At 65.2% G+C, this 23,979-nt stretch carries 21 protein-coding genes and 8 tRNA genes; 7 read left to right on the forward strand and 22 right to left on the reverse strand.

Translation table 11 applies throughout. The annotated features are described in order from the left end of the window. Window positions 1–516: 516 nt before the first annotated feature. Window positions 517–1,824, forward strand: coding sequence for an isocitrate lyase (gene aceA, locus DPV74_RS18735; RefSeq protein ID WP_027787068.1), 1,308 nt, complete (start codon window positions 517–519; stop codon window positions 1,822–1,824). 189 nt (window positions 1,825–2,013) lie between these two features. Here aceA and DPV74_RS18740 read toward each other — a convergent pair whose 3' ends face one another. Then, window positions 2,014–2,448, reverse strand: coding sequence for a universal stress protein (locus DPV74_RS18740; RefSeq protein WP_011352489.1), 435 nt, complete (start codon window positions 2,446–2,448; stop codon window positions 2,014–2,016). A 171-nt stretch (window positions 2,449–2,619) separates the two neighbouring features. Then, window positions 2,620–3,525 carry a LysR family transcriptional regulator gene (locus DPV74_RS18745; RefSeq protein WP_021159074.1) on the reverse strand — a complete coding sequence of 302 codons (906 nt, stop codon included), beginning with the start codon at window positions 3,523–3,525 and terminating at the stop codon, window positions 2,620–2,622. Between the two features lie 154 nt (window positions 3,526–3,679). Between DPV74_RS18745 and DPV74_RS18750 the strand changes: the two genes are divergently transcribed. Together DPV74_RS18750 and aceB are read left to right on the forward strand one after the other, a co-directional pair. Continuing rightward, complete coding sequence (locus DPV74_RS18750; protein ID WP_021159073.1) at window positions 3,680–4,441, forward strand: haloacid dehalogenase type II; 762 nt, start codon at window positions 3,680–3,682, stop codon at window positions 4,439–4,441. A gap of 65 nt (window positions 4,442–4,506) precedes the next feature. Continuing rightward, window positions 4,507–6,099 carry a malate synthase A gene (gene aceB, locus DPV74_RS18755; RefSeq protein ID WP_119337752.1) on the forward strand — a complete coding sequence of 531 codons (1,593 nt, stop codon included), beginning with the start codon at window positions 4,507–4,509 and terminating at the stop codon, window positions 6,097–6,099. A gap of 127 nt (window positions 6,100–6,226) precedes the next feature. Here aceB and DPV74_RS18760 read toward each other — a convergent pair whose 3' ends face one another. Continuing rightward, complete coding sequence (locus DPV74_RS18760) at window positions 6,227–6,640, reverse strand: gamma-glutamylcyclotransferase (protein WP_059651599.1); 414 nt, start codon at window positions 6,638–6,640, stop codon at window positions 6,227–6,229. A 279-nt stretch (window positions 6,641–6,919) separates the two neighbouring features. On the opposite strand from DPV74_RS18760, the gene DPV74_RS18765 reads away from it, so the two are divergent. Then, window positions 6,920–7,795, forward strand: a complete 876-nt coding sequence (locus tag DPV74_RS18765; protein WP_059585839.1) for a helix-turn-helix domain-containing protein — start codon at window positions 6,920–6,922, stop codon at window positions 7,793–7,795. Between the two features lie 26 nt (window positions 7,796–7,821). Here the strand turns inward: DPV74_RS18765 and DPV74_RS18770 are convergent, their stop codons facing one another. The 9 genes from DPV74_RS18770 to gltX form a co-directional block, all read right to left on the reverse strand. Beyond that, on the reverse strand, window positions 7,822–8,286 hold the full coding sequence (locus tag DPV74_RS18770; protein ID WP_027787064.1) for a GNAT family N-acetyltransferase: 465 nt from the start codon (window positions 8,284–8,286) through the stop codon (window positions 7,822–7,824). Window positions 8,287–8,625: 339 nt separating this feature from the next. Continuing rightward, window positions 8,626–8,702, reverse strand: a tRNA-Asp gene (locus DPV74_RS18775). Between the two features lie 73 nt (window positions 8,703–8,775). Continuing rightward, window positions 8,776–8,851, reverse strand: a tRNA-Glu gene (locus tag DPV74_RS18780). A 66-nt stretch (window positions 8,852–8,917) separates the two neighbouring features. Next, window positions 8,918–8,994, reverse strand: a tRNA-Asp gene (locus tag DPV74_RS18785). 80 nt (window positions 8,995–9,074) lie between these two features. Continuing rightward, window positions 9,075–9,150: transfer RNA gene (locus DPV74_RS18790), tRNA-Glu, on the reverse strand. 63 nt (window positions 9,151–9,213) lie between these two features. Then, window positions 9,214–9,290, reverse strand: a tRNA-Asp gene (locus tag DPV74_RS18795). Between the two features lie 79 nt (window positions 9,291–9,369). Next, window positions 9,370–9,445 (reverse strand) — tRNA-Glu (locus tag DPV74_RS18800). Between the two features lie 141 nt (window positions 9,446–9,586). Beyond that, window positions 9,587–9,662, reverse strand: a tRNA-Ala gene (locus DPV74_RS18805). A gap of 128 nt (window positions 9,663–9,790) precedes the next feature. Next, on the reverse strand, window positions 9,791–11,200 hold the full coding sequence (gene gltX, locus DPV74_RS18810; protein ID WP_027787063.1) for a glutamate--tRNA ligase: 1,410 nt from the start codon (window positions 11,198–11,200) through the stop codon (window positions 9,791–9,793). Window positions 11,201–11,480: 280 nt separating this feature from the next. On the opposite strand from gltX, the gene DPV74_RS18815 reads away from it, so the two are divergent. Further along, window positions 11,481–12,407 (forward strand): patatin-like phospholipase family protein, encoded by a 927-nt coding sequence (locus tag DPV74_RS18815; protein ID WP_027787062.1) that lies wholly within the window; start codon window positions 11,481–11,483, stop codon window positions 12,405–12,407. A gap of 144 nt (window positions 12,408–12,551) precedes the next feature. Here the strand turns inward: DPV74_RS18815 and DPV74_RS18820 are convergent, their stop codons facing one another. The 5 genes from DPV74_RS18820 to DPV74_RS18840 all read right to left on the reverse strand — a co-directional run bounded on the left by DPV74_RS18820 (window position 12,552) and on the right by DPV74_RS18840 (window position 17,897). Further along, complete coding sequence (locus DPV74_RS18820) at window positions 12,552–13,226, reverse strand: C40 family peptidase (RefSeq protein ID WP_027787061.1); 675 nt, start codon at window positions 13,224–13,226, stop codon at window positions 12,552–12,554. Between the two features lie 128 nt (window positions 13,227–13,354). Further along, window positions 13,355–14,977 carry an ABC transporter ATP-binding protein gene (locus DPV74_RS18825; RefSeq protein WP_119337746.1) on the reverse strand — a complete coding sequence of 541 codons (1,623 nt, stop codon included), beginning with the start codon at window positions 14,975–14,977 and terminating at the stop codon, window positions 13,355–13,357. Then, on the reverse strand, window positions 14,974–16,071 hold the full coding sequence (locus DPV74_RS18830) for an ABC transporter permease (protein ID WP_021162484.1): 1,098 nt from the start codon (window positions 16,069–16,071) through the stop codon (window positions 14,974–14,976). Before DPV74_RS18830 ends, DPV74_RS18825 begins: the two co-directional genes overlap by 4 nt. A 48-nt stretch (window positions 16,072–16,119) precedes the next feature. Next, entirely contained in the window at window positions 16,120–17,163 is a 1,044-nt protein-coding gene (locus tag DPV74_RS18835) for a microcin C ABC transporter permease YejB (RefSeq protein WP_027787059.1), read from the reverse strand. A gap of 50 nt (window positions 17,164–17,213) precedes the next feature. After that, window positions 17,214–17,897, reverse strand: a complete 684-nt coding sequence (locus DPV74_RS18840; protein WP_162923082.1) for an ABC transporter substrate-binding protein — start codon at window positions 17,895–17,897, stop codon at window positions 17,214–17,216. Between the two features lie 75 nt (window positions 17,898–17,972). Between DPV74_RS18840 and DPV74_RS18845 the strand changes: the two genes are divergently transcribed. Both DPV74_RS18845 and DPV74_RS18850 read left to right on the forward strand, forming a co-directional pair. Then, a tRNA-Arg gene (locus DPV74_RS18845) sits at window positions 17,973–18,099 on the forward strand. A gap of 2 nt (window positions 18,100–18,101) precedes the next feature. Further along, entirely contained in the window at window positions 18,102–18,872 is a 771-nt protein-coding gene (locus DPV74_RS18850) for a hypothetical protein (protein WP_162923083.1), read from the forward strand. Between the two features lie 349 nt (window positions 18,873–19,221). Here DPV74_RS18850 and DPV74_RS18855 read toward each other — a convergent pair whose 3' ends face one another. The 5 genes from DPV74_RS18855 to cyoA form a co-directional block, all read right to left on the reverse strand. After that, window positions 19,222–19,587, reverse strand: coding sequence for a hypothetical protein (locus DPV74_RS18855; RefSeq protein ID WP_027787057.1), 366 nt, complete (start codon window positions 19,585–19,587; stop codon window positions 19,222–19,224). Between the two features lie 330 nt (window positions 19,588–19,917). Continuing rightward, window positions 19,918–20,250 carry a cytochrome o ubiquinol oxidase subunit IV gene (gene cyoD / locus DPV74_RS18860; RefSeq protein WP_011352504.1) on the reverse strand — a complete coding sequence of 111 codons (333 nt, stop codon included), beginning with the start codon at window positions 20,248–20,250 and terminating at the stop codon, window positions 19,918–19,920. Further along, window positions 20,251–20,859: a cytochrome o ubiquinol oxidase subunit III gene (gene cyoC, locus DPV74_RS18865; protein WP_021162482.1), complete on the reverse strand. Its 609-nt coding sequence runs from the start codon at window positions 20,857–20,859 to the stop codon at window positions 20,251–20,253. Then, a complete protein-coding gene (gene cyoB / locus DPV74_RS18870; RefSeq protein ID WP_119337748.1) occupies window positions 20,859–22,865 on the reverse strand; it encodes a cytochrome o ubiquinol oxidase subunit I in 2,007 nt (668 codons plus the stop codon). The genes cyoC and cyoB overlap by 1 nt, the downstream gene beginning before the upstream one ends. A 3-nt stretch (window positions 22,866–22,868) precedes the next feature. Continuing rightward, entirely contained in the window at window positions 22,869–23,756 is an 888-nt protein-coding gene (cyoA, locus tag DPV74_RS18875) for a ubiquinol oxidase subunit II (protein ID WP_027787056.1), read from the reverse strand. Window positions 23,757–23,979: the final 223 nt, after the last annotated feature.

The following is a 23,979-nucleotide window of genomic DNA, read 5'->3' on the forward strand; positions in this document are numbered from 1 at the left end:
CGCAGCTACGGCGGCGGCAATGGCGGCGGCTGGAGCGGCAAGCCGGGCGGCAGCCGTGACGGCGGCCCGCGCCGCGACGGTCAACGCAGCGGCGGCCCGCGTCGCAGCAACTCCGCGTCGTAAGCACGCACGGGCGGCCACCGGCCGCCCCACGGATGGCACTGCCCATTCAGCCAACCGGCGCATCTGCGCCGGTTTTTTTTCGCCTCGCCCCACATTTCACGATGCGGAAAATTTTTTTGTGTCGTAAAAAATCATGCTGCGTGGCACAACCCGGGCGATTGCGGGATGGGAAAAGGCATTTCTTATCTCGAAATTACAACTTCAAGCCACTGATTCAAAACAACTAAAAATTTGACTGCCGCCCCACTAAGCCCCCTGTCCCGCCTCGGTCGATTTGCCTAGACTCTTATACAAGACCTCACGAACCGGAACACAACGCTCCCGGCTTCGAGAACAGCCTCACCACCGTCAGATTCAACCCATCAGGCATCGCACCGCATCAAGGAGCTCATCATGTCGCGTCAGCAACAGGCACAGGAACTGCAAAAGCAATGGGAAACCGATCCGCGCTGGAAAGGCATCAAGCGCAGCTATTCGGCTGAGGACGTGGTCCGCCTGCGCGGTTCGGTTCCGATCGAGCACACGCTCGCCAAGCGCGGCGCGGAAAAGCTGTGGAGCCTCGTCAACAACGAGCCGTTCGTCAACGCCCTCGGCGCGCTGACCGGCAACCAGGCGATGCAGCAGGTGAAGGCCGGCCTGAAGGCCATCTACCTGTCCGGCTGGCAAGTGGCCGGCGACGCGAACGTCGCGGGCGAAATGTACCCGGACCAGTCGCTGTACCCGGCAAACTCGGTGCCGCTCGTCGTGAAGCGCATCAACAACACGCTGACGCGCGCCGACCAGATCCAGTGGTCGGAGGGCAAGAATCCGGGTGACGAAGGTTATGTCGATTTCTTCGCACCGATCGTCGCCGACGCGGAAGCCGGTTTCGGCGGCGTGCTGAACGCGTTCGAGCTGATGAAGGCGATGATCGAAGCCGGCGCATCGGGCGTCCACTTCGAGGACCAGCTCGCGTCGGTGAAGAAGTGCGGCCACATGGGCGGCAAGGTGCTCGTGCCGACCCGCGAAGCCGTCGCGAAGCTGTCGGCAGCGCGTCTCGCGGCCGACGTGATGGGCACGCCGACCGTGCTGGTCGCCCGCACCGACGCGGAAGCCGCCGACCTGATCACGTCCGACGTCGACGACAACGACAAGCCGTTCCTCACGGGCGAGCGCACTGTGGAAGGCTTCTTCCGCACGAAGCCGGGCATCGGGCAGGCGATCTCGCGCGGTCTTGCCTATGCGCCGTACGCCGACCTGGTCTGGTGCGAAACCGGCAAGCCGGATCTCGAGTACGCGAAGAAGTTCGCGGAAGCGATCCACAAGCAGTTCCCGGGCAAGCTGCTGTCGTACAACTGCTCGCCGTCGTTCAACTGGAAGAAGAACCTCGACGACGCGACGATCGCGAAGTTCCAGAAGGAGCTCGGCGCGATGGGCTACAAGTTCCAGTTCATCACGCTGGCCGGCTTCCATGCGCTGAACTACTCGATGTTCAACCTCGCGCACGGCTATGCCCGCACGCAGATGAGCGCCTTCGTCGAACTGCAGCAGGCCGAGTTCGCGGCCGCGGACAAGGGCTTCACGGCCGTCAAGCACCAGCGCGAAGTCGGCACCGGCTACTTCGACGCCGTGACGCAGACGGTCGAACGCGAAGCGTCGACGACCGCACTGCACGGCTCGACCGAGGACGAGCAGTTCTTCGACGGCAAGAAGGTCGCGTAACACGCGCCAGGCACGTCATGCCGATGCCCGCCCCGTCTCACGACGGTGCGGCATCGGCCACCGAACAAGAATCAGGGAGGAGACGGCAGGCGCGCGATACCGATCGCGCGACCGGCCGCGCGGCCTGCGTGCCGCCAGCAACGACGCGCGCCGGCTTCGTCCGGCGCGCCCTTTTTCCAGGGCACCGCCCTATCGATAGACGATCACCGGAATTTTCGTATGGGTCAGCACGCGCTGCGTCTCGCTGCCGATCAGCAAGCTGCCGAGCCCGCGGCGTCCGTGGGACGCCATGAAGATCACGTCGCAACCGCCGCGTTCTGCCGCCTCGATGATGCCGAGATACGGCGACGGATGGACGCTCGTCCAGGTGTCGCAGTCGACACCGGCCGCCTTCGCGGCCGATTCGACCTCGTCGAGATGCGTGCGCGCCTCGCGCTCGCTGCGCGCCCGGAAATCGGCGGGCGGCTCGATGATCACTTCGGAAAACGGCGAGTACGGATACTGCGGCAGGCACGCGTACGCCGTGACGCGCGCACCGACCGCCCGGGCCAGGTCGATCGCGCCGTCGATCGCCTTCTGCGACAGTTCGGAACCGTCGGTTGGAACGAGGATGTGCCGGAACATCGCGCCCTCCTTCGTCAAGTACACGCCGCAAGCCGCGATCCCATCCGGGGCGGCCGTGGCGCGTCGGACATGCCTCCTACGAGTGTAGTGCGCGACACCGCCCAACCGGCCCCGGCAGCGGGTTCGCCCTCATATCGGAAACACGCGGGCGAACGCGACCGGCTCCCGCTGCTACTCGCCCCAATATCCGGGCCGCTCGTAAGTGTGCTTCAGGTAGTCGAGAAACAGCCGCACACGCAGCGGCAGGTGCCGGCGTTGCGGGAACACCGCGTGGATGCCGATCGGCGGGGCGGCAAATGCGTCGAGCACGCTGACCAGCCGGCCGGCCGCGATGTCCTCGCCGACCTCCCACCACGAGCGCCACGCCAGGCCATGTCCGGCGAGGCACCACTCGTGCAGCACCGCGCCGTCCGAGCATTCCATCGTGCCGTTCACGCGGATCGACACGACCTTACCGTCCTCCTGGAACGCCCAGCCGCGCTGCTGGTTCGCGTTTGCCGCGAGCGCGAGGCAGTTGTGCCGCGCCAGTTCCGCGAGCGTCGCGGGCGTGCCGCGCCGTACGAGATACGCGGGAGCCGCGACGCACACGCGGCGGTTCTCGCCGAGCTTCAGCGACACGAGCGACGAGTCGGGCAGCTCGCCGAGCCGCACCGCGCAATCGAACCCCTCATTGACGAGGTCGACCATGCGGTCGGACAGGTCGAGCGTAACGGATACGTCGGGATGCCCGACGCTGAATTCGGGCACGAGCGGCGCGACGTGCCGCCGGCCGAAGCCGGCCGGCGCGGAAATACGCAGGTGCCCGCTCGCCTTGACGCCGCCGGCGGACACGCTCGCCTCGGCGTTCTGCATGTCGTTGATGATCCGCTGGCAATCCTCGAGAAACGCCGAGCCCTCGAACGTCAGCGTGAGCTTGCGCGTCGTGCGCACCAGCAGCTTGACGCCGAGCCGCTCCTCGAGCGCGTCGAGGCGTCGGCCGATGATCGCCGGGGCGACGCCTTCCGCATGCGCGGCCGCCGACAGGCTGCCCTTCGCCGCGACCGCAGCGAACGTTTCGATCTGCTTGAACCGGTCCATGACTCGCCGGGGCGGTGCCGCCGCCCTTCAAATAACTTAAACCGCTCAAGATTAGGTATATGAAAGTAAAAGATCAAGTGATGAATAGCGCCTTTTTTAGCGCATACGATCACGAATAGAATTTACCCGACCTCTGAAACCGGAGCGCAAGGCTATGTCGGCCACAACGACACTCTCCTCTCCCGACGCAATCCTCTTCGACGCATTCGGCACGTTGTTCGACGTGCGTGCGGTGCTGGCCGCAGCGGAGCAGATGTTTCCGGGTCACGGGGAACGGTTGTCGCAGCTGTGGCGACGCAAGCAAATCGAATACTCGCAACTGCGCACGCTCGCTGACCCGGCCGGCGCCCGCTATCGCCCGTTCCGGGACATCACGCTCGATGCGCTGCGGTTCGCCGCGCGCCGGCTCGGGCTCGCGCTGAACAGCGCGGCCGAGAAGCGACTGATGGACGAATACGCGTGCCTGTCCACCTATCCCGATACGGTGCCCGCGCTGCGCAAGCTGCGCGCGCTCGACCCGCGCCCGCCGCTCGCGATCCTGTCGAACGGCACGCCGCAGATGCTCGACATCGCGATCAAGAGCGCCGGCATGTCCGGGCTGTTCGATCGCGTGCTGTCGGCCGATACCGTGCGCGCGTACAAGCCGAGTCCGGCGGCCTACGCGCTCGGCACCGCCGCGTTCGGACCGAACCGGCGCGGCATCGTGTTCGTGTCGTCGAACGCGTGGGACGTCGCCGGCGCCGTCTGGTTCGGCTACACCACGTTCTGGCTCAACCGCACGGGCGCGCCCGCCGAGGAACTCGGCGCGCCGCCGGACGGTACGGGCACCGGCATGGCCGACCTGCTCGCATTCCTCGCCACCCCGGCTCCGTCCGGCAGACCCGCAAACCGCACGCGCCCCGGCCCGGGTGCATGACGTTTGCAGCTGCCGCCTTCCCCCTTTACCGAAACCGCAACTGACCGACCAAGGAGATGAGACTCATGAGCACCCCGATCACGCTGCCGCAAGGCATGGCGATCACCGGCGAAATCAAGCCGGGTTACGAAGCAATCCTGACGCCCGACGCACTCGCACTCGTCGCGGCGCTGCACCGCACGTTCGAACCGCGCCGCCAGGCGCTGCTGCAGGCGCGCGTCGAGCGCACGAAACGCCTCGACGCGGGCGAGCGCCCCGACTTCCTGGCCGAGACGAAGGCGATCCGCGAAGGCGACTGGAAGGTCGCGCCGCTGCCGGCCGACCTGCAATGCCGCCGCGTCGAGATCACGGGCCCCGTCGAGCGCAAGATGATCATCAACGCGCTGAACTCGGGCGCCGATTCGTACATGACGGACTTCGAGGATTCGAACGCACCGAGCTGGACGAACCAGATCGACGGCCAGATCAACCTGAAGGACGCGGTGCGCCGGACGATCTCGCTCGAGCAGAACGGCAAGTCCTACCAGTTGAACGACAAGGTCGCGACGCTGATCGTGCGTCCGCGCGGCTGGCACCTCGACGAGAAGCACGTGACGGTCGACGGCCAGCGCGTGTCCGGCGGCATCTTCGATTTCGCGCTGTTCCTGTTCCACAACGCGAAGGAACTGCTTGCGCGCGGCTCGGGCCCGTACTTCTACCTGCCGAAGATGGAAAGCCATCTCGAAGCCCGGCTGTGGAACGACATCTTCGTCGCGGCGCAGGAAGCCATCGGCGTGCCGCGCGGCACGATCCGCGCGACCGTGCTGATCGAGACGATCCTCGCCGCGTTCGAGATGGACGAGATCCTGTACGAACTGCGCGAACACAGCTCGGGCCTGAACGCGGGCCGCTGGGACTACATCTTCTCGGCGATCAAGAAATTCAAGAACGACCGCGACTTCTGCCTGGCCGAGCGTTCGAAGATCACGATGACGGTGCCGTTCATGCGCGCGTACGCGCTGCTGCTGCTGAAGACCTGTCACAAGCGCAACGCGCCGGCGATCGGCGGGATGAGCGCGCTGATCCCGATCAAGAACGATCCGGAAGCGAACGACAAGGCCATGGGCGGCGTGCGTTCGGACAAGCAGCGCGACGCGACCGACGGCTACGACGGCGGCTGGGTCGCGCACCCGGGCCTCGTGCCGATCGCGATGGAAGAGTTCGTCAAGGTGCTCGGCGACAAGCCGAACCAGATCGCGAAGCAGCGCGACGACGTGCAGGTCGAAGGCAGGAACCTGCTCGACTTCCAGCCCGAAGCGCCGATCACCGAAGCCGGCCTGCGCAACAACATCAACGTCGGCATCCATTACCTCGGCGCCTGGCTCGACGGCAACGGCTGCGTACCGATCCACAACCTGATGGAAGATGCGGCCACGGCCGAGATTTCCCGTTCGCAGGTGTGGCAATGGATCCGCTCGCCGAAGGGCGTGCTCGACGACGGCCGCAAGGTCACGGCGGAACTCGTGCGGGAATTCTCGAAGGCCGAGCTCGACAACGTGAAGCGCGCGGTCGGCGGCAACACGCAGCCGTATGAGCGCGCCGCCGCGATCTTCGAGCAGATGTCGACGTCGGAAGGCTTTACCGAATTCCTGACGCTGCCGCTGTACGAGGAAATCTGACGAAGCCGCCCGTCCCGATCGGGGCCGGCCCTGCGTCGGCGCCGGTCGCACGCGAATGACGGCACAAACGAAAGCGCCCCTCGGGGCGCTTTTTCCTTTGCGGCTGAAGCGGCTGCCGCGCGACCGGTCAGACGGCTTCCCGCTCGCGCCGGTGCTGAACCCAGTCGCCCGACGCAATGCGCGGACGCCCGGCTGTCGCGTGCGCGGCGACCGGATAGTAAAGGCACGCGTACTGCCGGCCGCCGAGTTCGACGGTCACGTCGTCCGGCTTGAACAGCGAGTCGACACCCGGATAGACGCGCTCGATCTCGTCGAGCACGGGAACGAGCCGGTCGTCGACTTCGTAGACGTCACCCCAGACCAGCGACTTGCCGGCCGATCCGGCAACCATCCCCGGATAAGTGCCGAAATCGTACAGCTCTCCCGGCAGCGCTGCGGCGCCGAGCAGCGTCGGCGCGGCAATTCCGTGCCTGGCGGCTGCGTGGCCGATGTCGTTGGCCTCCCCGTTTCTCAAGGTGCCGTAGACGAATACGTAACGCATCGTGGTTCTCCTCTTTGATTCGTGTGTTGCCGTGTTCACGGGCGATTCATGCGCGATCCGTGCGCAATTCTTGCGCAATCACCCGCGCATCGATAGACCACGATACCGGCCCGATGGTTCGGGCCCACGAGCGCGTCTGGTTTCGGGCGGCCCTGAAATCTCCGGCGCTCCCACACAAAGTTCATTTGAGCGCGGCATGATCGCCCGACAAACCGTCGCATGCGCTTTCGCGGCGCCTTCTACAATAACGGCATCGCCGCAGCGTTGCCCGAATCGTCCATGAATCCGCCCGCCCAAGCCGACGTACCGAACCTGTACGTCATCGACATTCCGCCCGAATTCGCGCCGACCGCCGTCCATCCGATGCGCGTGCGCGCACGGCAGCTCGACGCCGGACGCCGCATCCCGCTGCATACGCATGCGTGGGCACAGCTCGCGTACGCATCGCGCGGCGTGCTGCGCGTCGCGACGACCGGCACGACATGGATGGTGCCGCCGTCCCGTGCGATCTGGGTACCGCCGCACGTGACGCACGAAGTCGTGATCGTCGAAGAGGCGTTCTTGCGCACGCTGTACATCGACGAGTCGATCGTGCCGGAAGGGCTTGACGCGTGCCGCGTCGTCGAAGTGACGGGGCTCCTGCGCGAACTGATCGTCGCGCTCGACGCGCGCGACCTGAGCACCGCGCGCGAGCGCCTGCTGTGCGGGCTCGTGCTCGACGAGCTGAGTCGCGCCGAACCGCTGCCGCTCGCGGTGCCGATGCCCGACGAAAAACGGCTGCGCATGCTGTGCGAATCGGTACTCGCGCATCCGGCGCATGCGGAGTCGCTCGAGCACTGGGCAAGCGAGGTCGGCGCGAGCACGCGCACGATTTCGCGGCTCTTCAAGCAGGAACTGGGCGTGAGTTTTTCGCAGTGGCGTCAGCAGGCACTGCTGGCACGGGCCATTCCGCTGCTGAACCAGGGGCGCCCGCTGTCGCATATCGCGCGCGAGCTCGGCTACCAGAGCCAGAGCGCCTTTTCGGCGATGTTCCGGCGCGCATTCGGCGAAAGCCCGCGCGCATTCATGCTGCGCGGCTACGAACACCGCGGCCCGGAAGGCAGCCTCGCGGACGACGAAACCCCGGACGACGACGCCATCGGCGCTGTCCGCTGAACGCGTCATTCGGAGTCGTCAGCGCGTCAGACCGGCCGCACCATGTGGCGGATCGAGCCAAGTTGCGCGAGCCGCGACCCGGCAACCTGATAGCCCATGCGCAAATAAAGACGCGCGGCAGGATTGTCGACGAACACGCGCAATTGAAGTTCGTGCAGCCCGCGCGCACGCGCCCAGCGGTGCGACATGTCGAGCATGTAGGTGCCGGCGCCCTGCCCGCGATGACCGGCCGCGATCTGTACGTCGCGGATGTGCAGCGAGTCGCCCTCCTCGGTCACGCGCAGCACGCCGATGCGCTCGCCGTCGGCCTCGAGGATAAAGTTCTCGGATTCGCGCCAGCTCGCGTAGAACAGGTCGCTGCGCCACACGAGCCCATGGCGCTTGTAATAGCCGCCCATGTTGCCGTGCGTCAGCGCTTCGGCAAAGGGAAAATCGCCGGCCTCCGCAGGCCGGAGCTGATACAGGAGTCGCAGGTCGGTCGGATCGAGCATCGCGCAGGGGTCAAGAACGCATCCCGCCACGATAGCGCAGTCGCGTGCGGATGCAATCGCGGATTTCTCGTAGCGGCTCGACGCGTGATGACCGGTGGTTACGTCCCGCCTGCGGACACAACCGGCGCCACACATGCAAAAGCCCGCGCGAGGCGGGCTCTTCATTTTCAGGCAGGCGGGCGGGCGGGACTCGCCTGCATCCCCTTGCGCACGCGCATCCCTTCGCGCCCCGCCGGAAACCGTGCAGGCGGCTTCCTCCGCTCCGCAGTCACGCGCCCGCCGGCGGGCGCAACCAAACGCAAATAAAAAAGCCCGCACGAGGCGGGCTTCTTTATTTTTTGGCGGAGCGGACGGGACTCGAACCCGCGACCCCCGGCGTGACAGGCCGGTATTCTAACCGACTGAACTACCGCTCCAGTCTTACTGCTTGCCTGGCAGGCGTCGGTTGCTTCCTGCCGGCGCATCGTTTGTTCGAACGACGCCGAAATCTGGCGTCCCCTAGGGGATTCGAACCCCTGTACTCACCGTGAAAGGGTGATGTCCTAGGCCTCTAGACGAAGGGGACAACGTACTGCTTACATCCTTAATGCAAAAGCCCGTTCAAAAAACGTTCTTTGAACGGGCTTCGTTCTGGCGGAGCGGACGGGGCTCGAACCCGCGACCCCCGGCGTGACAGGCCGGTATTCTAACCAACTGAACTACCGCTCCAGCTTTCCTTACCCTCGCTTGCAGGATCTTGTCACGCTCCTGCAAGCGATGCGGCACTTCTACGAAACGCCGCTGAATCCTGGCGTCCCCTAGGGGATTCGAACCCCTGTACTCACCGTGAAAGGGTGATGTCCTAGGCCTCTAGACGAAGGGGACAACGTACTGCTTACATCTTTAATACAAAAGCCCGCTCAAAAACGTCTTGAACGGGCTTCGTTCTGGCGGAGCGGACGGGACTCGAACCCGCGACCCCCGGCGTGACAGGCCGGTATTCTAACCGACTGAACTACCGCTCCAGCTTTCTTACCCAACCCGCAGGACGTCGGTTACGTTCCTGCGAGCCTTGCGACACTTCTACGAAACGCCGCTGAATCCTGGCGTCCCCTAGGGGATTCGAACCCCTGTACTCACCGTGAAAGGGTGATGTCCTAGGCCTCTAGACGAAGGGGACAAAATCTTTTCAGATCTGTCTGACTTTCGCTATTCACTTTTCAATCAACAGCGAAGGCCGAAATTCTAACTGCTTTGAATCATTTTGTGAAGCATTTATTACTACCACTGCTGCTTCGCAAATCAATCCAGCTTGTTCTGATGGTGGAGGTAAGCGGGATCGAACCGCTGACCTCTTGCATGCCATGCAAGCGCTCTCCCAGCTGAGCTATACCCCCTTGCAGAACAGAAATGAGATTATATGGAGCTACTTTGAACTTGTAAATACCCTTTTTGCGATTGGAGCGAAATTTTTTGCGAAGCTGCCGCGATGTCACGCACGGGCAGCTTCGCTCGCCTCCGAGTCTCAGGCCAGCGCGGCCTCGATGCGCGACACCACGACATCGCGACCGAACAGGACGAGCACCGCGTCGATCGACGGCGTATGCGTCGTCCCCGCCACCAGCAGGCGTACCGGCATCGCGAGTTGCGGCATCTTCAGCTTGTGCGTGCCGAGCGTCGCCTTCAGCGCGGCGGATACGGCCTCCTTCGTCCAGTCGGCCGCCTTCAGCGCAGCGACGAGATCGGCCAGCGCCGGACGCACCGCATCGGTCACGTGCTGCGCAAGCGCATCGGCATCCGGTGCCGGCACACGGTAGAACATCGCTGCGCCTTCCGCGATCTCCTTGACCGTCGTCGCGCGATCCTTCATCAGCCCGACCACGGCATCGAGCGCCGGGCCCGTGGCGATCGCCGCATCGTCGACGCCGAGTGCGGCGAGGAACGGTTTGGCCAGCTCGGCGAGGCGCGCGTTGTCCGCTTCCTTGATGTAATGCGCGTTCAGCCAGCTCAGCTTGCTGTGGTCGTACTGCGCGGGCGACTTGCCGAGATGCTCGAGATCGAACCATTCGACGAACTGCTCGCGCGAGAAGATCTCGGCATCGCCGTGCGACCAGCCGAGGCGCGCGAGATAGTTGACGACCGCTTCGGGCAGGAAACCCGCGTCGCGATACGCCATCACGCTCATCGCGCCATGCCGCTTGCTCATCTTCTCGCCCTGCTCGTTCAGCACGGTCGGCAGGTGCGCGTAGACCGGCGCCTCGCCGCCGAGCGCATTCAGGATGTTGATCTGGCGCGGCGTGTTGTTCACGTGGTCGTCGCCACGGATCACGTGCGTGATGCCCATGTCCATGTCGTCCACCACCACGCAGAAGTTGTAGATCGGCGTGCCGTCCGGGCGCGCGATCACGAGGTCGTCGAGTTCCTCGTTCGAAATCTCGACACGCCCCTTCACCGCGTCATCCCACACGACCGTGCCCGTCAGCGGATTGCGGAATCGCAGCACCGGCTTCACGCCGGCCGGCGGCTCCGGCAGCACCTTGCCGGGCTCCGGACGCCACGTGCCGTCGTAGCGCGGCTTCAGGCCGGCCTCGCGCTGGCGTTCGCGCAGCGCGTCGAGTTCCTCGGCCGACATGTAGCACGGGTATGCAAGCCCCTTCTCCAGCATCTGCGCGAGCACCTCGCGATAGCGGTCCATCCGCTGCATCTGGTAGATCGGGCCTTCGTCGAAATCCAGGCCGAGCCATTGCATCCCTTCGAGGATCGCGTCGACCGCTTCCTGCGACGAGCGTTCGACGTCGGTGTCCTCGATGCGCAGCACGAACGTGCCCTTCATCTTGCGGGCGAACGCCCACGGATAGAGCGCGGAGCGAATGTTGCCGAGGTGGATGAAGCCGGTGGGACTCGGCGCGAAGCGGGTACGGACAGGACGGGTCATAAACGGTAACTCGAACGCCTGGGGCGCATGAATGATTCGACGCGGGATCGACGGCGGCAGCCCGGACAGCAACGGGGCCGGCCGCGCCCGGAACGGGAAAGAAGCCGGAATTATACTCGCGCCGGACATCGCGCCAAGCGCGCCGCTTGCTTTATGATGTGCGCGCCGCGGCCGCCAGCCGGCGCGGCACCGGCCGCACGGAACCTGCCGCGCGGCCGCTCGGAACCTATCGCCGCCGCGGGCCGTGTAACCCGCCGCCAAGCCGCCGGAGAACCATTCGATGTCGTCCCCTCGCCTGTCGCGCCGCCACTTCACGATCGCCGCCGCGTCCGCCAGCCTCGCCGCCTGCACGTCGTTCGGCGACAAATCCCGTTCGGACAATGCCTCCGGCGCCACGCAGCCGCGCGAGAAACCGGTGAAGATCGGCATCGCGCTCGGTGGCGGCGCCGCGCGCGGCTTCTCGCACATCGGCGTGCTGAAGGCGCTCGAGGCGCGCGGCATCCCGGTCGAAATCGTCGCAGGCACGAGCGCGGGCTCGGTGGTCGGCGCACTGTATGCGTCGGGCATGAGCGCACTGCAGATCAACAAGATCGCGCTCGACATGGATCAGGCGGCGATCAGCGACTGGGCGCTGCCGTTCCGTTCGCGCGGGCTGCTGCAAGGCGTGGCGCTGCAGAACTTTCTGAACAAGACACTCAACAACCGGCCGATCGAGAAGATGGCGAAGCCGCTCGGTATTGTCGCGACCGATCTGCAGAGCGGTCAGCCGATCCTGTTCCAGCAGGGCAACACGGGGCTCGCGGTGCGCGCATCGTGCAGCGTGCCGTCGGTGTTCGAACCGGTGAAGATCGGCAACCGCGAATATGTCGACGGCGGCCTCGTGAGCCCCGTGCCGGCGTCGTACGCGCGCAAGATGGGCGCGAGCTTCGTGATCGCGGTCGACATCTCGGCCCGGCCGGACGGCGCGGCAACCAACAACCCGATCGAGATGCTGCTGCAGACCTTCACGATCATGGGCCAGACGATCAAGACCTACGAGCTCGACAAGTACGCCGACGTCGTGATCCGCCCGAACCTCGCGGCCATGGGCGGCAGCGACTTCAACCAGCGCAACGCGGCCATTCTTGCAGGCGAGGAAGCCGTCGCGCGCATCATGCCGGAACTGCAGCGCAAGCTCGCGGCAGCGCGCGGCGTGGCCGCCGCGTAAGCACGCGATGAGCAGGCCGGCGCGCGCCGCCGGCCCTCAAACGACGGCGCGACCGTCTCAGCGTTTGCACCGCCCCAAAACAAAAAACCCTGCCGCCTTTCGGTGACAGGGTTTTTTCGATCCGGCCGGACTGGCCGTCGAACGTCAGTTGTTGCCGTTCGCCGAATCGTCGCCAATCGTCGCGCGCACGCGCTGACGCAGATCTTCCGGCTTCATCGGGAACTCCGACTCAAGCCGGCGCGCGCCGGTGAAACGCTTTTCCCAGTAGCCGCTATCGAGATCGTCGACGCGGATGGTGCTGCCCGTCGACGGCGAGTGCACGAACTTGTTGTCGCCGATGTAGATGCCGACGTGCGAGAACGTGCGGCGCATCGTGTTGAAGAACACGAGATCGCCCGGCTTGAGGTTGCTCATGCTCACCTTCTCGCCGACGCGGCTCATCTCTTCCGCACGACGCGGCAGCGACATGCCGAGGGTGTCCTGGAACACGTAGCGCACGAAGCCGCTGCAGTCGAGGCCCGAATCCGGCGAGTTGCCGCCCCAGCGATAGCGCACGCCGATCATGTTCAGCGCGCCGACGACCACGTCGCCCGCCTTGCCGGCCATGCCGGCGAGGAACGACTTCGCGCCGCCGCCCGACGGCTGCGCGCTGGTCTGCTGGAGGGAGGAATTCGACGCGTTCTGCGTCGAATTTATGACATTCTGGTTAAAACTGCTGACTTCGTCGGCGAACGCGCCGGGTGCTGCTGCGAACAGGGCGCCGATGAATAGCCCGGCGATGGTGCGCGCGCATGCCTGGGTCAGGGATCGATGCTGCATTGGTCGATGGAATTTGCTTAAAAATCAGCTGATTGGCGGAAAATTTCGGTCGATACTAGCCAGCGCGTAATCGTTTGTCAAAACAAATTAATAAATACAATCGAGATGATCAGACCATTGGCGACCTATCACGCTTTCCAGACCGCTTTCAACAGCTTTTGTGTGTAAGGATGTGACGGTCTGGTGAAGATGTCGGCCACCTCTCCCGACTCGACGACGGCCCCGCCCTGCATCACCGCGACGCGATGCGCCATCGCCCCGATCACCTCCAGGTCATGGCTGATGAATACATAGCCGAGGTTGTATTTCTGTTGCAAATTCGCGAGCAGCTTGAGCACCTGCTGCTGGATCGACACGTCGAGCGCGGACGTCGGCTCGTCGAGAATCAGGATGCGCGGTTCCAGCACCAGCGCGCGCGCGATCGCGATCCGCTGGCGCTGCCCGCCCGAGAATTCGTGCGGATAACGGTGCAGCGCCGTGCGGTCGAGGCCGACTTCGCGCAGTACCGCGAGCGACTTCGCGCGACGCGCATCGGGCGTCATGTCCGGGCGATGCAGTTCGAGCCCCTCGCCGACGATCCGCTCGATCGTGTGACGCGGAGAAAGCGAACTGAACGGATCCTGAAAGACCACCTGCATGTTCGAGCGCAGTGCCGTCTGTTCGCGGCCGCGATAGGTCGACAGCGCGCGCCCCTGGAATTCGATCGTGCCGCCGGCCGTCTTTTGCAGGCCGAGCAGCGCCATCGCGAGCGTCGACTTCCCGGATCCCGATTCACCGACGATGCCGAGCGTCTCGCCCTGCCGCACCGACACCGACACATCCGCGACCGCCGTCACGGGTACCGAGCCGAACCAGCCCGCGATGCCCGGCCGCTTGCGCGCGAACTGCACGCTCACGTGACGGGCGTCGAGCACGACGGGCGCGATCGGCATCACCGGCGCGACCGCGCGTTGCGGACGGCTGTTCAGTAGCCGCTGCGTATACGGATGCTCGGGTTCCGCGAAGATCCGCTCGACCGGCCCGCTCTCGACGAGCCGGCCGCGCTCCATCACCGCGACGCGATCCGCGAAGTGCCGCACGAGATTCAGGTCGTGCGTGATCAGCAGGATCGCCATCCCGCGCTTTTCCGCTTCCTCGCGCTGCAGTTCCAGCAGCAGGTCGACGATCTGCGCACGGATCGTCACGTCGAGCGCGGTGGTCGGCTCGTCGGCCAGCAGCAGGCGCGGCCGGCAGGCGAGCGCCATCGCGATCATCGCGCGCTGCCGCTGGCCGCCCGACAACTGGTGCGGATAGCTGTCGACACGCTTGTCCGGCTCCGCGATGCCCGTGCGCGCGAGCAGAGCGATCGCACGCTTGCGCGCCTCGACCGCCGATACGCCGTCGTGCAGCACGATCGTCTCGCCGATCTGCACGCCGATCGTATACAGCGGGTTGAGCGCCGTCATCGGTTCCTGGAAGATCATCGCGATGTCCGAGCCGCGCAGCCCGCGCATCTCGCGCTCGCTCTTGCCAGCCAGATCCTGCTCCGCGAAGCGGATCGCGCCGCTCACGTCGGCATCGCGCAGCAGCCGCAGGATCGACAGCGCGGTCACGCTCTTGCCGGAACCCGATTCGCCGACCAGCGCGACGCGCTCGCCGCGACCGATCTCGAGCGTCACGTCGTCCACCGCGACCGTGTCGCCGAAGCGCACGTGCAGATGCTCGAGCGCCAGCAGCGGCTCATGCTGCGTCGATACGACCGGTTCGCTCATCGCTGGCCTCCCGCCGCGCGCACCGAATCGGCGATCCGCGTATCGAGCGCGTTGCGCAGCGCGTCGCCCATGAAGGTCAACAGCAGCAGCGTCGTGACCAGCACGCCGAAGGTCGACAACGAGATCCACCATGCGTCGAGGTTGCCCTTGCCCTGCGCGAGCAGTTCGCCGAGGCTGGGAGTCGGCGGCGGCACGCCGAGCCCGAGGAAATCGAGGCTCGTGAGCGCGAGGATCGAGCCGCTCATCCGGAACGGCAGGAACGTGATCACCGGCGTGAGACTGTTCGGCAGCACATGGCGCCAGATGATCTGCCAGTTCGTGAGCCCCATCGCGCGCGCCGCGCGCACGTAGTCCTGCGTGCGGTTGCGCAGGAATTCCGCGCGCACGTAGTCGGCGAGCCCGATCCAGCCGAACAGCGACAGCAGCACGATCAACAGCAGGAAACTCGGCTCGAAGATCGACGCGAAGATGATCAGCAGGTACAGCTCGGGCAGCGAACTCCAGATCTCGATCAGGCGCTGCCCGACGATGTCGATGCGCCCGCCGAAGAAGCCCTGCACGGCGCCCGCGGCGATCCCGAGCAGCGTGCCGATCACGGTCAGGATCAGCCCGAACTCGACCGACACGCGGAACCCGTACACGAGCCGGGCGAGCAGGTCGCGCCCCTGCGCGTCGGTACCGAGCCAGTTCGCGCGCGACGGCGGCGCGGGGTTCGGCACGTTCGAGAAATAGTTCAGCGTGTCGTAGTAATAACGGTTCGGCGGGTAGACGACGAAGTTGCCGGGCGCCTCGAGCCGCTTGCGCACATACGGATCGAGATAGTCGGCCGGCGTCGGGAAATCGCCGCCGAAGGTCGTCTCCGGATACGCATGGAACATCGGGAAATAGGTCTGGCCGTCGTAACGCACGACGAGCGGCTTGTCGTTCGACCACAGCGGCGCCGCGAGGCTCGCGGCGAACGCGACGACGAAGATCACGAAGCTCCAGTAGCCGAGGCGCTGCTGCCTGAAGCGCTGCCATACGCGGCGCGCGGGAGACGGCGACACGCGGGCGCGCGCCGCGTCGATGCGGGACGACACGACGGCCCGGTTCATCGCGCACCTCGCCCGGTGACGCCGGGCATGCAGACGGACGGTTTCATGTCAGCGCTCCAGGGTGTCGAATTGAATGCGCGGATCGACCCACACATAGCAGAGATCGGAGATCAGCTTGGTCGCAAGGCCGATCAGCGTGAACAGGTACAGCGTGCCGAGCACGACCGGATAGTCGCGCCGCACGACCGATTCGTACGACAGCAGCCCGAGGCCGTCGAGCGAGAACAGCGTCTCGATCAGCAGGCTGCCCGTGAAGAACGCGCCGATGAACGCGGCCGGGAAACCGACGATCAGCGGCAGCATCGCGTTGCGGAACACGTGCTTCCACAACACGCTGCGCTCGGAGAGCCCCTTCGCGCGCGCGGTCAGCACGTATTGCCGGCGGATCTGGTCGAGAAACGCATTCTTCGTGAGCATCGTGACGACCGCGAAGCTGCCGACGACCGACGCCGTGATCGGCAGCGCGATATGCCACAGGTAGTCGAGCACCTTGCCGACGAGCGACAGCTGGGCGAAGTTGTCCGACGTGAGCCCGCGCAGCGGGAAAAGCTGCCAGAACGAGCCGCCGCCGAACAGCACGAGCAGCAGCACGCCGAGCACGAAGCCCGGAATCGCATAACCGACGAGCACGACGAGGCTCGTCGCGACGTCGAACGGCGAACCGTTGCGCACGGCCTTCGCGATGCCGAGCGGCACCGCGATCAGGTACGTGAGGAAGAACGTCCACAGCCCGATGCTGATCGACACGGGCAGCTTCTGCACGACCAGCGACCACACGCTCTGGTGGCGGAAGTAGCTGTCGCCGAGATCGAAGCGCGCGAAGCGCTTCAGCATCAGCCAGTAGCGTTCGAGCGGCGGTTTGTCGAAACCGTACAGCGCCTTGAGCTGCGCGAGCTGCTGTGCGTCGACGCCGGTGTGCGCGCGCATCCCGAACGGCACCGCGCCCTGCTCCGTCGCGCCCTTGCGCAGCTCCTGCACGGCCTGTTCGACGGGGCCGCCCGGTACGAACTGGATCACCGCGAACGTAAGCGTCAGCACGCCGACGAGCGTCGGGATCATCAGCAGCAGGCGTTTGAGGATGTAGCTCCACATGGGCGTCGACTCGCGATCGGTAGGCGGGGTTGGACGTAGGGCGGCGTGGCTCAGTGATCGGGCTTCGCCCACCAGGTCGACACGACCCAGCCCTCGGCCGAATAGTACAGCGGCAGCGTCTGCGGGTAGCCAAGCGTGCGCTTGTACGCGATCCGGTGCGTCGTGCTGTACCACTGCGGGACCGCGTAGTAGCCATGCATCAGCACGCGGTCGAGCGCGTGCGTCGCGTCGAGCAATTCGTCGCGCGACTGCGCGGTGCCGAGTGCGTGCAGCAGCGTGTCGACGGCCGGCGACTTCAGCCCGATGAGGTTGTCGGAGCCCGGCTCGTCGGCGAACTTGCTGGCGTAACGCGAGTATTGCTCGGCACCCGGCACCTGCACGCCCGGCAGGCGGATCGTCGTCATGTCGTAGTCGAACGCGTCGAGGCGCTTTTGCAGCAGCGCGAAATCGGCCGTGCGAAAGCGTGCATCGATGCCGAGCTTCGCCAGATTGCGCTGATAGGCCGTCACGACACCTTCCATCGCGGCACCCGAATCGTCGAGGATCTCGAACGTGAACGGCTCGCCCTTCGCATTGCGCAGCGCGCCGTCGCGATAGGTCCAGCCGGCCTGCGCGAGCAGCGTGCGCGCCTTCAGCAGGTTCGTGCGCAGCGAGCCCGGCGGATTCGTGTCCGGCTGCGTGACCATCGGCCCGAACACGGCCGGATCGAGCTGCGCGCGCAGCGGCTCCAGCAACTTCAGCTCGCCGGGGCCGGGCGTGCCGGTCGCCTGCAGGTCGGTGTCGGCGAAGTAGCTGTCCAGACGCGTGTAGGCGCTGTAGAACAGCTGGCGGTTCAGCCATTCGAAGTCGAACGCAAGGTCGAGCGCCTGGCGCACGCGCACGTCGCGAAACAGCGGCCGGCGCAGGTTCATGAAGAAGCCCTGCATGCCGGCGCCGTTGTGCTGGCGGAATTCGCGCTTGACGAGCTCGCCGCTGTCGAAACGCTTGCCGACGTCGCGGCGCGTCCAGTTGCGCGCGATGTACTCGACGAGCACATCGTATTCGCCGGCCTTGAACGCTTCGAGCCGCGCAACGCCATCGCCGTACAGCTTGTAGACGATCCGTTCGAAGTTGTTGGTGCCCACCCGCACCGGCAGGTTGGCCCCCCAGTACGCCGGGTTGCGCCGGTAAGTGATCGTCCTGCCGTTGTCGTAGCGCTCGATCAGGTACGGGCCGCTGCCGATCGGCTGCTCGAACGCGAGCTGGTCGAACGGGATGCGCGAGCCGTCCGCGCGCAATCCCCACTTGCGCGAAAACACCGGCACGCCGCCGGCGATCAGCGGCAGTTCGCGATTCGCGCTGCGGAACTCGAAACGCACGGTGGCGGGATCGACCACCACGGCCTTCGTGATTTCCGCGAAATACGCGCCGAACTGCGGCGCGGCGAGCTTGCTCTTCAGCGTGTCGAACGAGAACTTGACGTCGTTGGCCGTGACCGGGTCGCCATTGGAAAAGCGCGCGCGCGGATTCAGGTGGAACGTGACCGAACGGCGATCCGGTGCGATGTCGATGTCGTCGGCGAGCAGCCCGTACGCGGACGCCGGCTCGTCCGAGCTGCCGGTCGCGAGGCTCTCGAACAGCATGTCGATGCCCGGCGCGGGATTGCCGCGCATCGTAAACGGGTTGAACTTGTCGAACGAGGTCAGCCGGTTCGGGTTCGCGAGCACTAGCGTGCCGCCCTTCGGCGCGTCGGGGTTGACGTAGTCGAAATGCCTGAAGCCCGGCGGATACTTCGGCTCGCCGTACTGCGCAATGGCGTAGGCCGCGTGCGCGGCGGTCGCGGCCAGCGCCGCCTGCAACACGAACACCGCGGCCGTGCGGCCGGCAACCCGTACGGCACGGCGGACACGCGCGGCGGCCCGGGGCGAACCCTTCGTCATAGAGGCCCTGTCGGTCGAATGAGGGTAGTAACGAGGGACGATTCTACCCATTCAATCCGTCGGGCCAAAAGAAAACCGCCATGCAGGCGGTTTCCTCATCAACGAACGTTGCGCGCACATCACGCGTGCGCCCTGCCGATCAACGCCAGCCGTTGTGGCGACCGTTGTCCCAATGGCCGTGACCGCGATCCCAGCCGGGGCGGCCGCCGTGACGGTGGTACCACTCGTCGCGACCCCAGTAGCGACGGCCGTCCCAGTAGCGGTCGCCATGCCAGCCGATCACGATAGCGGGCGCCGGTGCGTAGACGGGTGCCGGCGCATAGACCGGCGCAGGCTGATAGACGACCGGCGGAGGCGGCGGCGGCGCATACACAGGTGCGGGCGCGACGTAGACCGGTGCCGGAACGCCGAGATTGATCCCGACATTGACTCCCGCCATTGCTGCGCCCGACACGAGCAAGGCCGTCATACCGGTCAAGAGCGAGGCAATACGCAAGGTCTTCATGGATTCCTCTTTGGGGGTTGTTTGATGTGTGATTCGACTATAACGGCAAGCGTTGCCACCGCATATTTCAAGTTTGTAAGAACTGATGCGCGGCATCGCAAGGGCAAGCTTGCGCTAACGTCTTGTAACAATCGACGGCCCGACGGAGGCGCCCAGGCTCCCTTCCGCCTTTGCCGACCGGCGTTCGCACCGGCAGTGCGCACGCGCCGAATCATACAGTCGATGCCCCCCGGTACCGCCCTCGCGGGCCGCAGCGCCCTTCTCGCGGACGAAAAAAAAGCGGCACCTTCGTGCCGCTTCTCCGGTCGACGCATCGCGCCGCGATGCCGCTCAGCGCGACATCATGTTCATGCTGACGTTGTGCATCACCCACAGCGTGCCGACGATCAGGATCGCCGCGGTCAGCACCGTGTAGCTGAACGCCATCACGTTCCAGCGCTGGCCCGACGAGCCGTTCATGTGCAGGAAGTACACGAGGTGCACGACGATCTGCACGAACGCGAGCACGGCAAGCGCGATCAGCGACGCGTGCGGCGACAGCACGCCGCCCATCACGAGGCCGAACGACGCGGCCGTGAGCAGCACCGACAGGATGAAACCGGCGACATAGCCGCCGACACTGCCGTGCCCTTCTTCGAGTTGAGACGAATGCGAATGGGCCATTTAGATCACGCTCGCGAGATAAACAAAGGAAAACACGCAGATCCACACGATGTCGAGGAAGTGCCAGAAGAGGCTCAGGCACGTCAGGCGTCGCAGGTCGCGATCGGTCAGGTCGCCGCCGCGAAACACGATCTGCCCGGCGAGCACGATCATCCACAGCAGCCCGGCCGTCACGTGCAGCCCGTGCGTGCCGACCAGCGTGAAGAACGCCGACAGGAACGCGCTGCGCTGCGGGCCCGCGCCTTCCGCGATCAGGTGCGAGAACTCGCGCAGTTCCATCACGAGAAACGCCGCGCCGAGCACGAACGTCACCGCGAGCCATGCGAGCAGCGCGCCACGCCGCTGCTTGTACGCGGCGAGCATCGCGAAACCGTACGTGATGCTCGACAGCAGCAGCGCGGCGGTTTCCACCGCGACGCCCGGAATGTCGAACAGGTCTTTCGCGGTCGGCCCGCCCGCATACTGCTGGCCGAGCACCGCGAACGTCGCGAACAGCGCGGCAAAGATCACGCAGTCGGTCATCAGGTACAGCCAGAACCCGAACACCGAGTGCGACGGCGGATGGTCGTCGTGCTCGAGCAGGGTCGCGCTCAGGGTTTTCTGCAACATCAGTTGGCCTCCAGTTCCACGTCGTCGACGCGCGCGGCCACGCGCTGCGTCGGCTGCTTGTCTTCGGTCTTGCGCACCGTCGACGCAGGGATGTAATAACCGTCGTTATCACGCGAGCTGTAGATCACGAGCGTCCCGACGATCCCGACGAGCCCGCCGATCGCCATCCACCAGATGTGCCACACCAGCGCGAAGCCGAGCACCAGGCTGAAGATCGCCACCACGAGGCCCGCGCAGGTATTCGACGGCATGTGGATGTCGCGGAACGACGCCGGGTTCGGCCGGCCTTCGCCGCGTGCCTTCATGTCCGCATACGCGTCGAGCGTGCGCACCTGCGGGATCACCGCGAAGTTGTAGTCGGCCGGCGGCGACGAGGTCGCCCACTCCAGCGTGCGGCCGCCCCACGGATCGCCCGTCGTGTCGCGGTATGCCGGCAGGTTGCGGTTGCGGATGCTGACCACCAGTTGCAGCAACTGGCACGCAATGCCGACCGCGATCAGCACGGCGCCGAATGCGGCGACCAGCAGCCACGGATGCCAGGCCGGGTTGTCGTAGTGGTTGAGCCGGCGCGTCATGCCCATGAAGCCGAGCACGTAGAGCGGCACGAACGCGACGTAGAAGCCGACCTGCCAGAACCAGAACGCAGCCTTGCCGAGCTTCTCGTTCAGCTTGAAGCCGAACGCCTTCGGGAACCAGTAGTTGAAGCCCGCGAGATAACCGAACAGCACGCCGCCGATGATCACGTTGTGGAAGTGCGCGATCAGGAACAGGCTGTTGTGCAGCACGAAGTCCGCACCCGGAATCGCCATCATCACGCCGGTCATGCCGCCGATCGTGAACGTGACCATGAAGCCGATCGTCCACAGCACGGGCGTCGTGAATTCGATCCGGCCGCGATACATCGTGAACAGCCAGTTGAACACCTTCACGCCGGTCGGGATCGCGATGATCATCGTCATGATGCCGAAGAACGCGTTCACGTTCGCACCCGAGCCCATCGTGAAGAAGTGGTGCAGCCACACGAGGAACGACAGCACCATGATCGCGCAGGTCGCGTACACCATCGTCTTGTAGCCGAACAGCGGCTTCTTCGCGAACGTCGCGATGACTTCCGAGAAGATCCCGAACGCCGGCAGGATCAGGATGTACACCTCCGGATGGCCCCACGCCCAGATCAGGTTCAGGTACAGCATCGCGTTGCCGCCGGCTTCGTTCGTGAAGAAGTGCATGCCGAGGTAACGGTCGAGGCCGAGCAGCGCGAGCGTCGCGGTCAGGATCGGGAACGACGCCATGATCAGCACGTTCGTGCAGAGCGCGGTCCACGTGAACACCGGCATCTTCATCAGCGTCATGCCCGGCGCGCGCATCTTGATGATCGTCACGAAGAAGTTCACGCCGGTCAGCAGCGTGCCGACGCCCGATATCTGCAGCGCCCACAGGTAGTAGTCGACCCCTACCCCCGGACTGAACTGCAGCTCCGACAGCGGCGGATACGCGAGCCAGCCCGTCTGCGCGAATTCGCCGATCACGAGCGATACGTTGATCAGGATCGCACTGACGGCCGTCATCCAGAAGGAGAGCGAGTTGATGAACGGGAATGCGACGTCGCGCGCGCCGATCTGCAGCGGCACGACCAGGTTCATCAGGCCGACCATGAACACCATCGCCATGAAGAAGATCATGATCACGCCGTGTGCCGTGAAGACCTGGTCATAGTGGTGCGGCGGCAGGTAGCCGGGCCCGTTGTACGAGAGCGCGAGCTGCATGCGCATCATGATCGCGTCGGCGAAGCCGCGCAGCAGCATGATCAGCGCGACGATGATGTACATCACGCCGAGTCTCTTGTGGTCGACCGTGGTCAGCCATTCCGTCCACAGCCATTTCCACCGGCCGGTGATCGTCAGCGCGGCGAGAATGCCCAGCACGACCAGCCCCATGAAGGCGCCTGCCCCCATGATGATGGGCTGATCGAACGGGATCGCCGAAAGTGTGAGTTTGCCGAACATGCGTTACCCCTTCGTGCCGCAGGCGGCGTCCTTCAGGTCGAGGACGTGGCCATCGTTGTATTTCGCGATGATGTTGTGGAAGAGCCGCGGATCGACCGACGAGAAGTAGCGCACCGGCGCCTTCTCGCTCGGCTGGGCGACGGTACCGTACACGGTCGCGTCGAGACGGTCGGGCGAGGCCTTCACCTTCTGCACCCATGCATCGAACTGTTCGCGCGGCTCGGCGAGCGTGCGGAACTTCATGTCGGAGAAGCCGCGGCCGCTGAAGTTGGCGGACGTGCCCGCGTAGTTGCCGGGCTCGTCTGCGATCAGGTGCAGGCGCGTCTGCATGCCGGCCATCGCGTAGACCTGGCCGCCGAGCTGCGGGATGAAGAACGAGTTCATCACCGAATCCGACGTGATGCGGAAGTTCACCGGCGTGCCGACCGGAATCGCGAGCTGGTTCACCGACGCGATGCCGAGTTCCGGATAGATGAACAGCCACTTCCAGTCGAGCGCGACGACCTCGACGTCGATCGGCTTCACCGACGACTCGAGCGGCTTGTACGGGTCGAGCTCGTGCGTGGTCTTCCACGTGAGCACGCCGAGGAACAGGATGATCAGCGTCGGCACCGTCCAGATCACGACCTCGATCGCGGTCGAGTGCGACCAGTTCGGCGCGTAGGTGGCATTGCGGTTCGATGCGCGGTAACGCCACGCGAACCACAGCGTGAGCAGGATCACCGGCACGACGACGACCAGCATCGCCCAGGTGGACGTCGCGATCAGCGCCTTTTCGGCAGCCCCCACGCTTCCTTTCGGATTTAGTACATCTAAATTACAGCCTGACAGGCTCAGGGCCGCGCCGATCGACATCAGCGCCACCCCGCCTTTTGAAGCTCTTCTTTTCATCACACCGCCCGAGGGTCATTGAATCCGTTTGCGTATGCCCGATGCGCATTCGATCCACGAAAGTGGCCGAATCATACGTCGCGCGAGTGCGATGAAGAACCAGCTAATGCGGAAAATCATCATTGCAGAATCTGTTGTGAGACACATTGTCGCGGGGCAATTTCACGCAGCCGCAAGCGGGCCCGGCGCTACCTGCGCCGGACCGCGATCGATGTGTACGCAA

This window comes from Burkholderia sp. HAN2018, assembly GCF_024704855.1.
Classification (GTDB): Bacteria; Pseudomonadota; Gammaproteobacteria; order Burkholderiales; family Burkholderiaceae; genus Burkholderia; species Burkholderia cepacia.

Bases quoted from the DNA above. Each gene is read 5' to 3' on its own strand.
- aceA (WP_027787068.1), top strand. From the start codon at position 517: ATGTCGCGTCAGCAACAGGCACAGGAACTGCAAAAGCAATGGGAAACC.
- DPV74_RS18740 (WP_011352489.1), bottom strand. From the start codon at position 2,448: ATGTTCCGGCACATCCTCGTTCCAACCGACGGTTCCGAACTGTCGCAG.
- DPV74_RS18745 (WP_021159074.1), bottom strand. From the start codon at position 3,525: ATGGACCGGTTCAAGCAGATCGAAACGTTCGCTGCGGTCGCGGCGAAG.
- DPV74_RS18750 (WP_021159073.1), top strand. From the start codon at position 3,680: ATGTCGGCCACAACGACACTCTCCTCTCCCGACGCAATCCTCTTCGAC.
- aceB (WP_119337752.1), top strand. From the start codon at position 4,507: ATGAGCACCCCGATCACGCTGCCGCAAGGCATGGCGATCACCGGCGAA.
- DPV74_RS18760 (WP_059651599.1), bottom strand. From the start codon at position 6,640: ATGCGTTACGTATTCGTCTACGGCACCTTGAGAAACGGGGAGGCCAAC.
- DPV74_RS18765 (WP_059585839.1), top strand. From the start codon at position 6,920: ATGAATCCGCCCGCCCAAGCCGACGTACCGAACCTGTACGTCATCGAC.
- DPV74_RS18770 (WP_027787064.1), bottom strand. From the start codon at position 8,286: ATGCTCGATCCGACCGACCTGCGACTCCTGTATCAGCTCCGGCCTGCG.
- gltX (WP_027787063.1), bottom strand. From the start codon at position 11,200: ATGACCCGTCCTGTCCGTACCCGCTTCGCGCCGAGTCCCACCGGCTTC.
- DPV74_RS18815 (WP_027787062.1), top strand. From the start codon at position 11,481: ATGTCGTCCCCTCGCCTGTCGCGCCGCCACTTCACGATCGCCGCCGCG.
- DPV74_RS18820 (WP_027787061.1), bottom strand. From the start codon at position 13,226: ATGCAGCATCGATCCCTGACCCAGGCATGCGCGCGCACCATCGCCGGG.
- DPV74_RS18825 (WP_119337746.1), bottom strand. From the start codon at position 14,977: ATGAGCGAACCGGTCGTATCGACGCAGCATGAGCCGCTGCTGGCGCTC.
- DPV74_RS18830 (WP_021162484.1), bottom strand. From the start codon at position 16,071: ATGAACCGGGCCGTCGTGTCGTCCCGCATCGACGCGGCGCGCGCCCGC.
- DPV74_RS18835 (WP_027787059.1), bottom strand. From the start codon at position 17,163: ATGTGGAGCTACATCCTCAAACGCCTGCTGCTGATGATCCCGACGCTC.
- DPV74_RS18855 (WP_027787057.1), bottom strand. From the start codon at position 19,587: ATGAAGACCTTGCGTATTGCCTCGCTCTTGACCGGTATGACGGCCTTG.
- cyoD (WP_011352504.1), bottom strand. From the start codon at position 20,250: ATGGCCCATTCGCATTCGTCTCAACTCGAAGAAGGGCACGGCAGTGTC.
- cyoC (WP_021162482.1), bottom strand. From the start codon at position 20,859: ATGTTGCAGAAAACCCTGAGCGCGACCCTGCTCGAGCACGACGACCAT.
- cyoB (WP_119337748.1), bottom strand. From the start codon at position 22,865: ATGTTCGGCAAACTCACACTTTCGGCGATCCCGTTCGATCAGCCCATC.
- cyoA (WP_027787056.1), bottom strand. From the start codon at position 23,756: ATGAAAAGAAGAGCTTCAAAAGGCGGGGTGGCGCTGATGTCGATCGGC.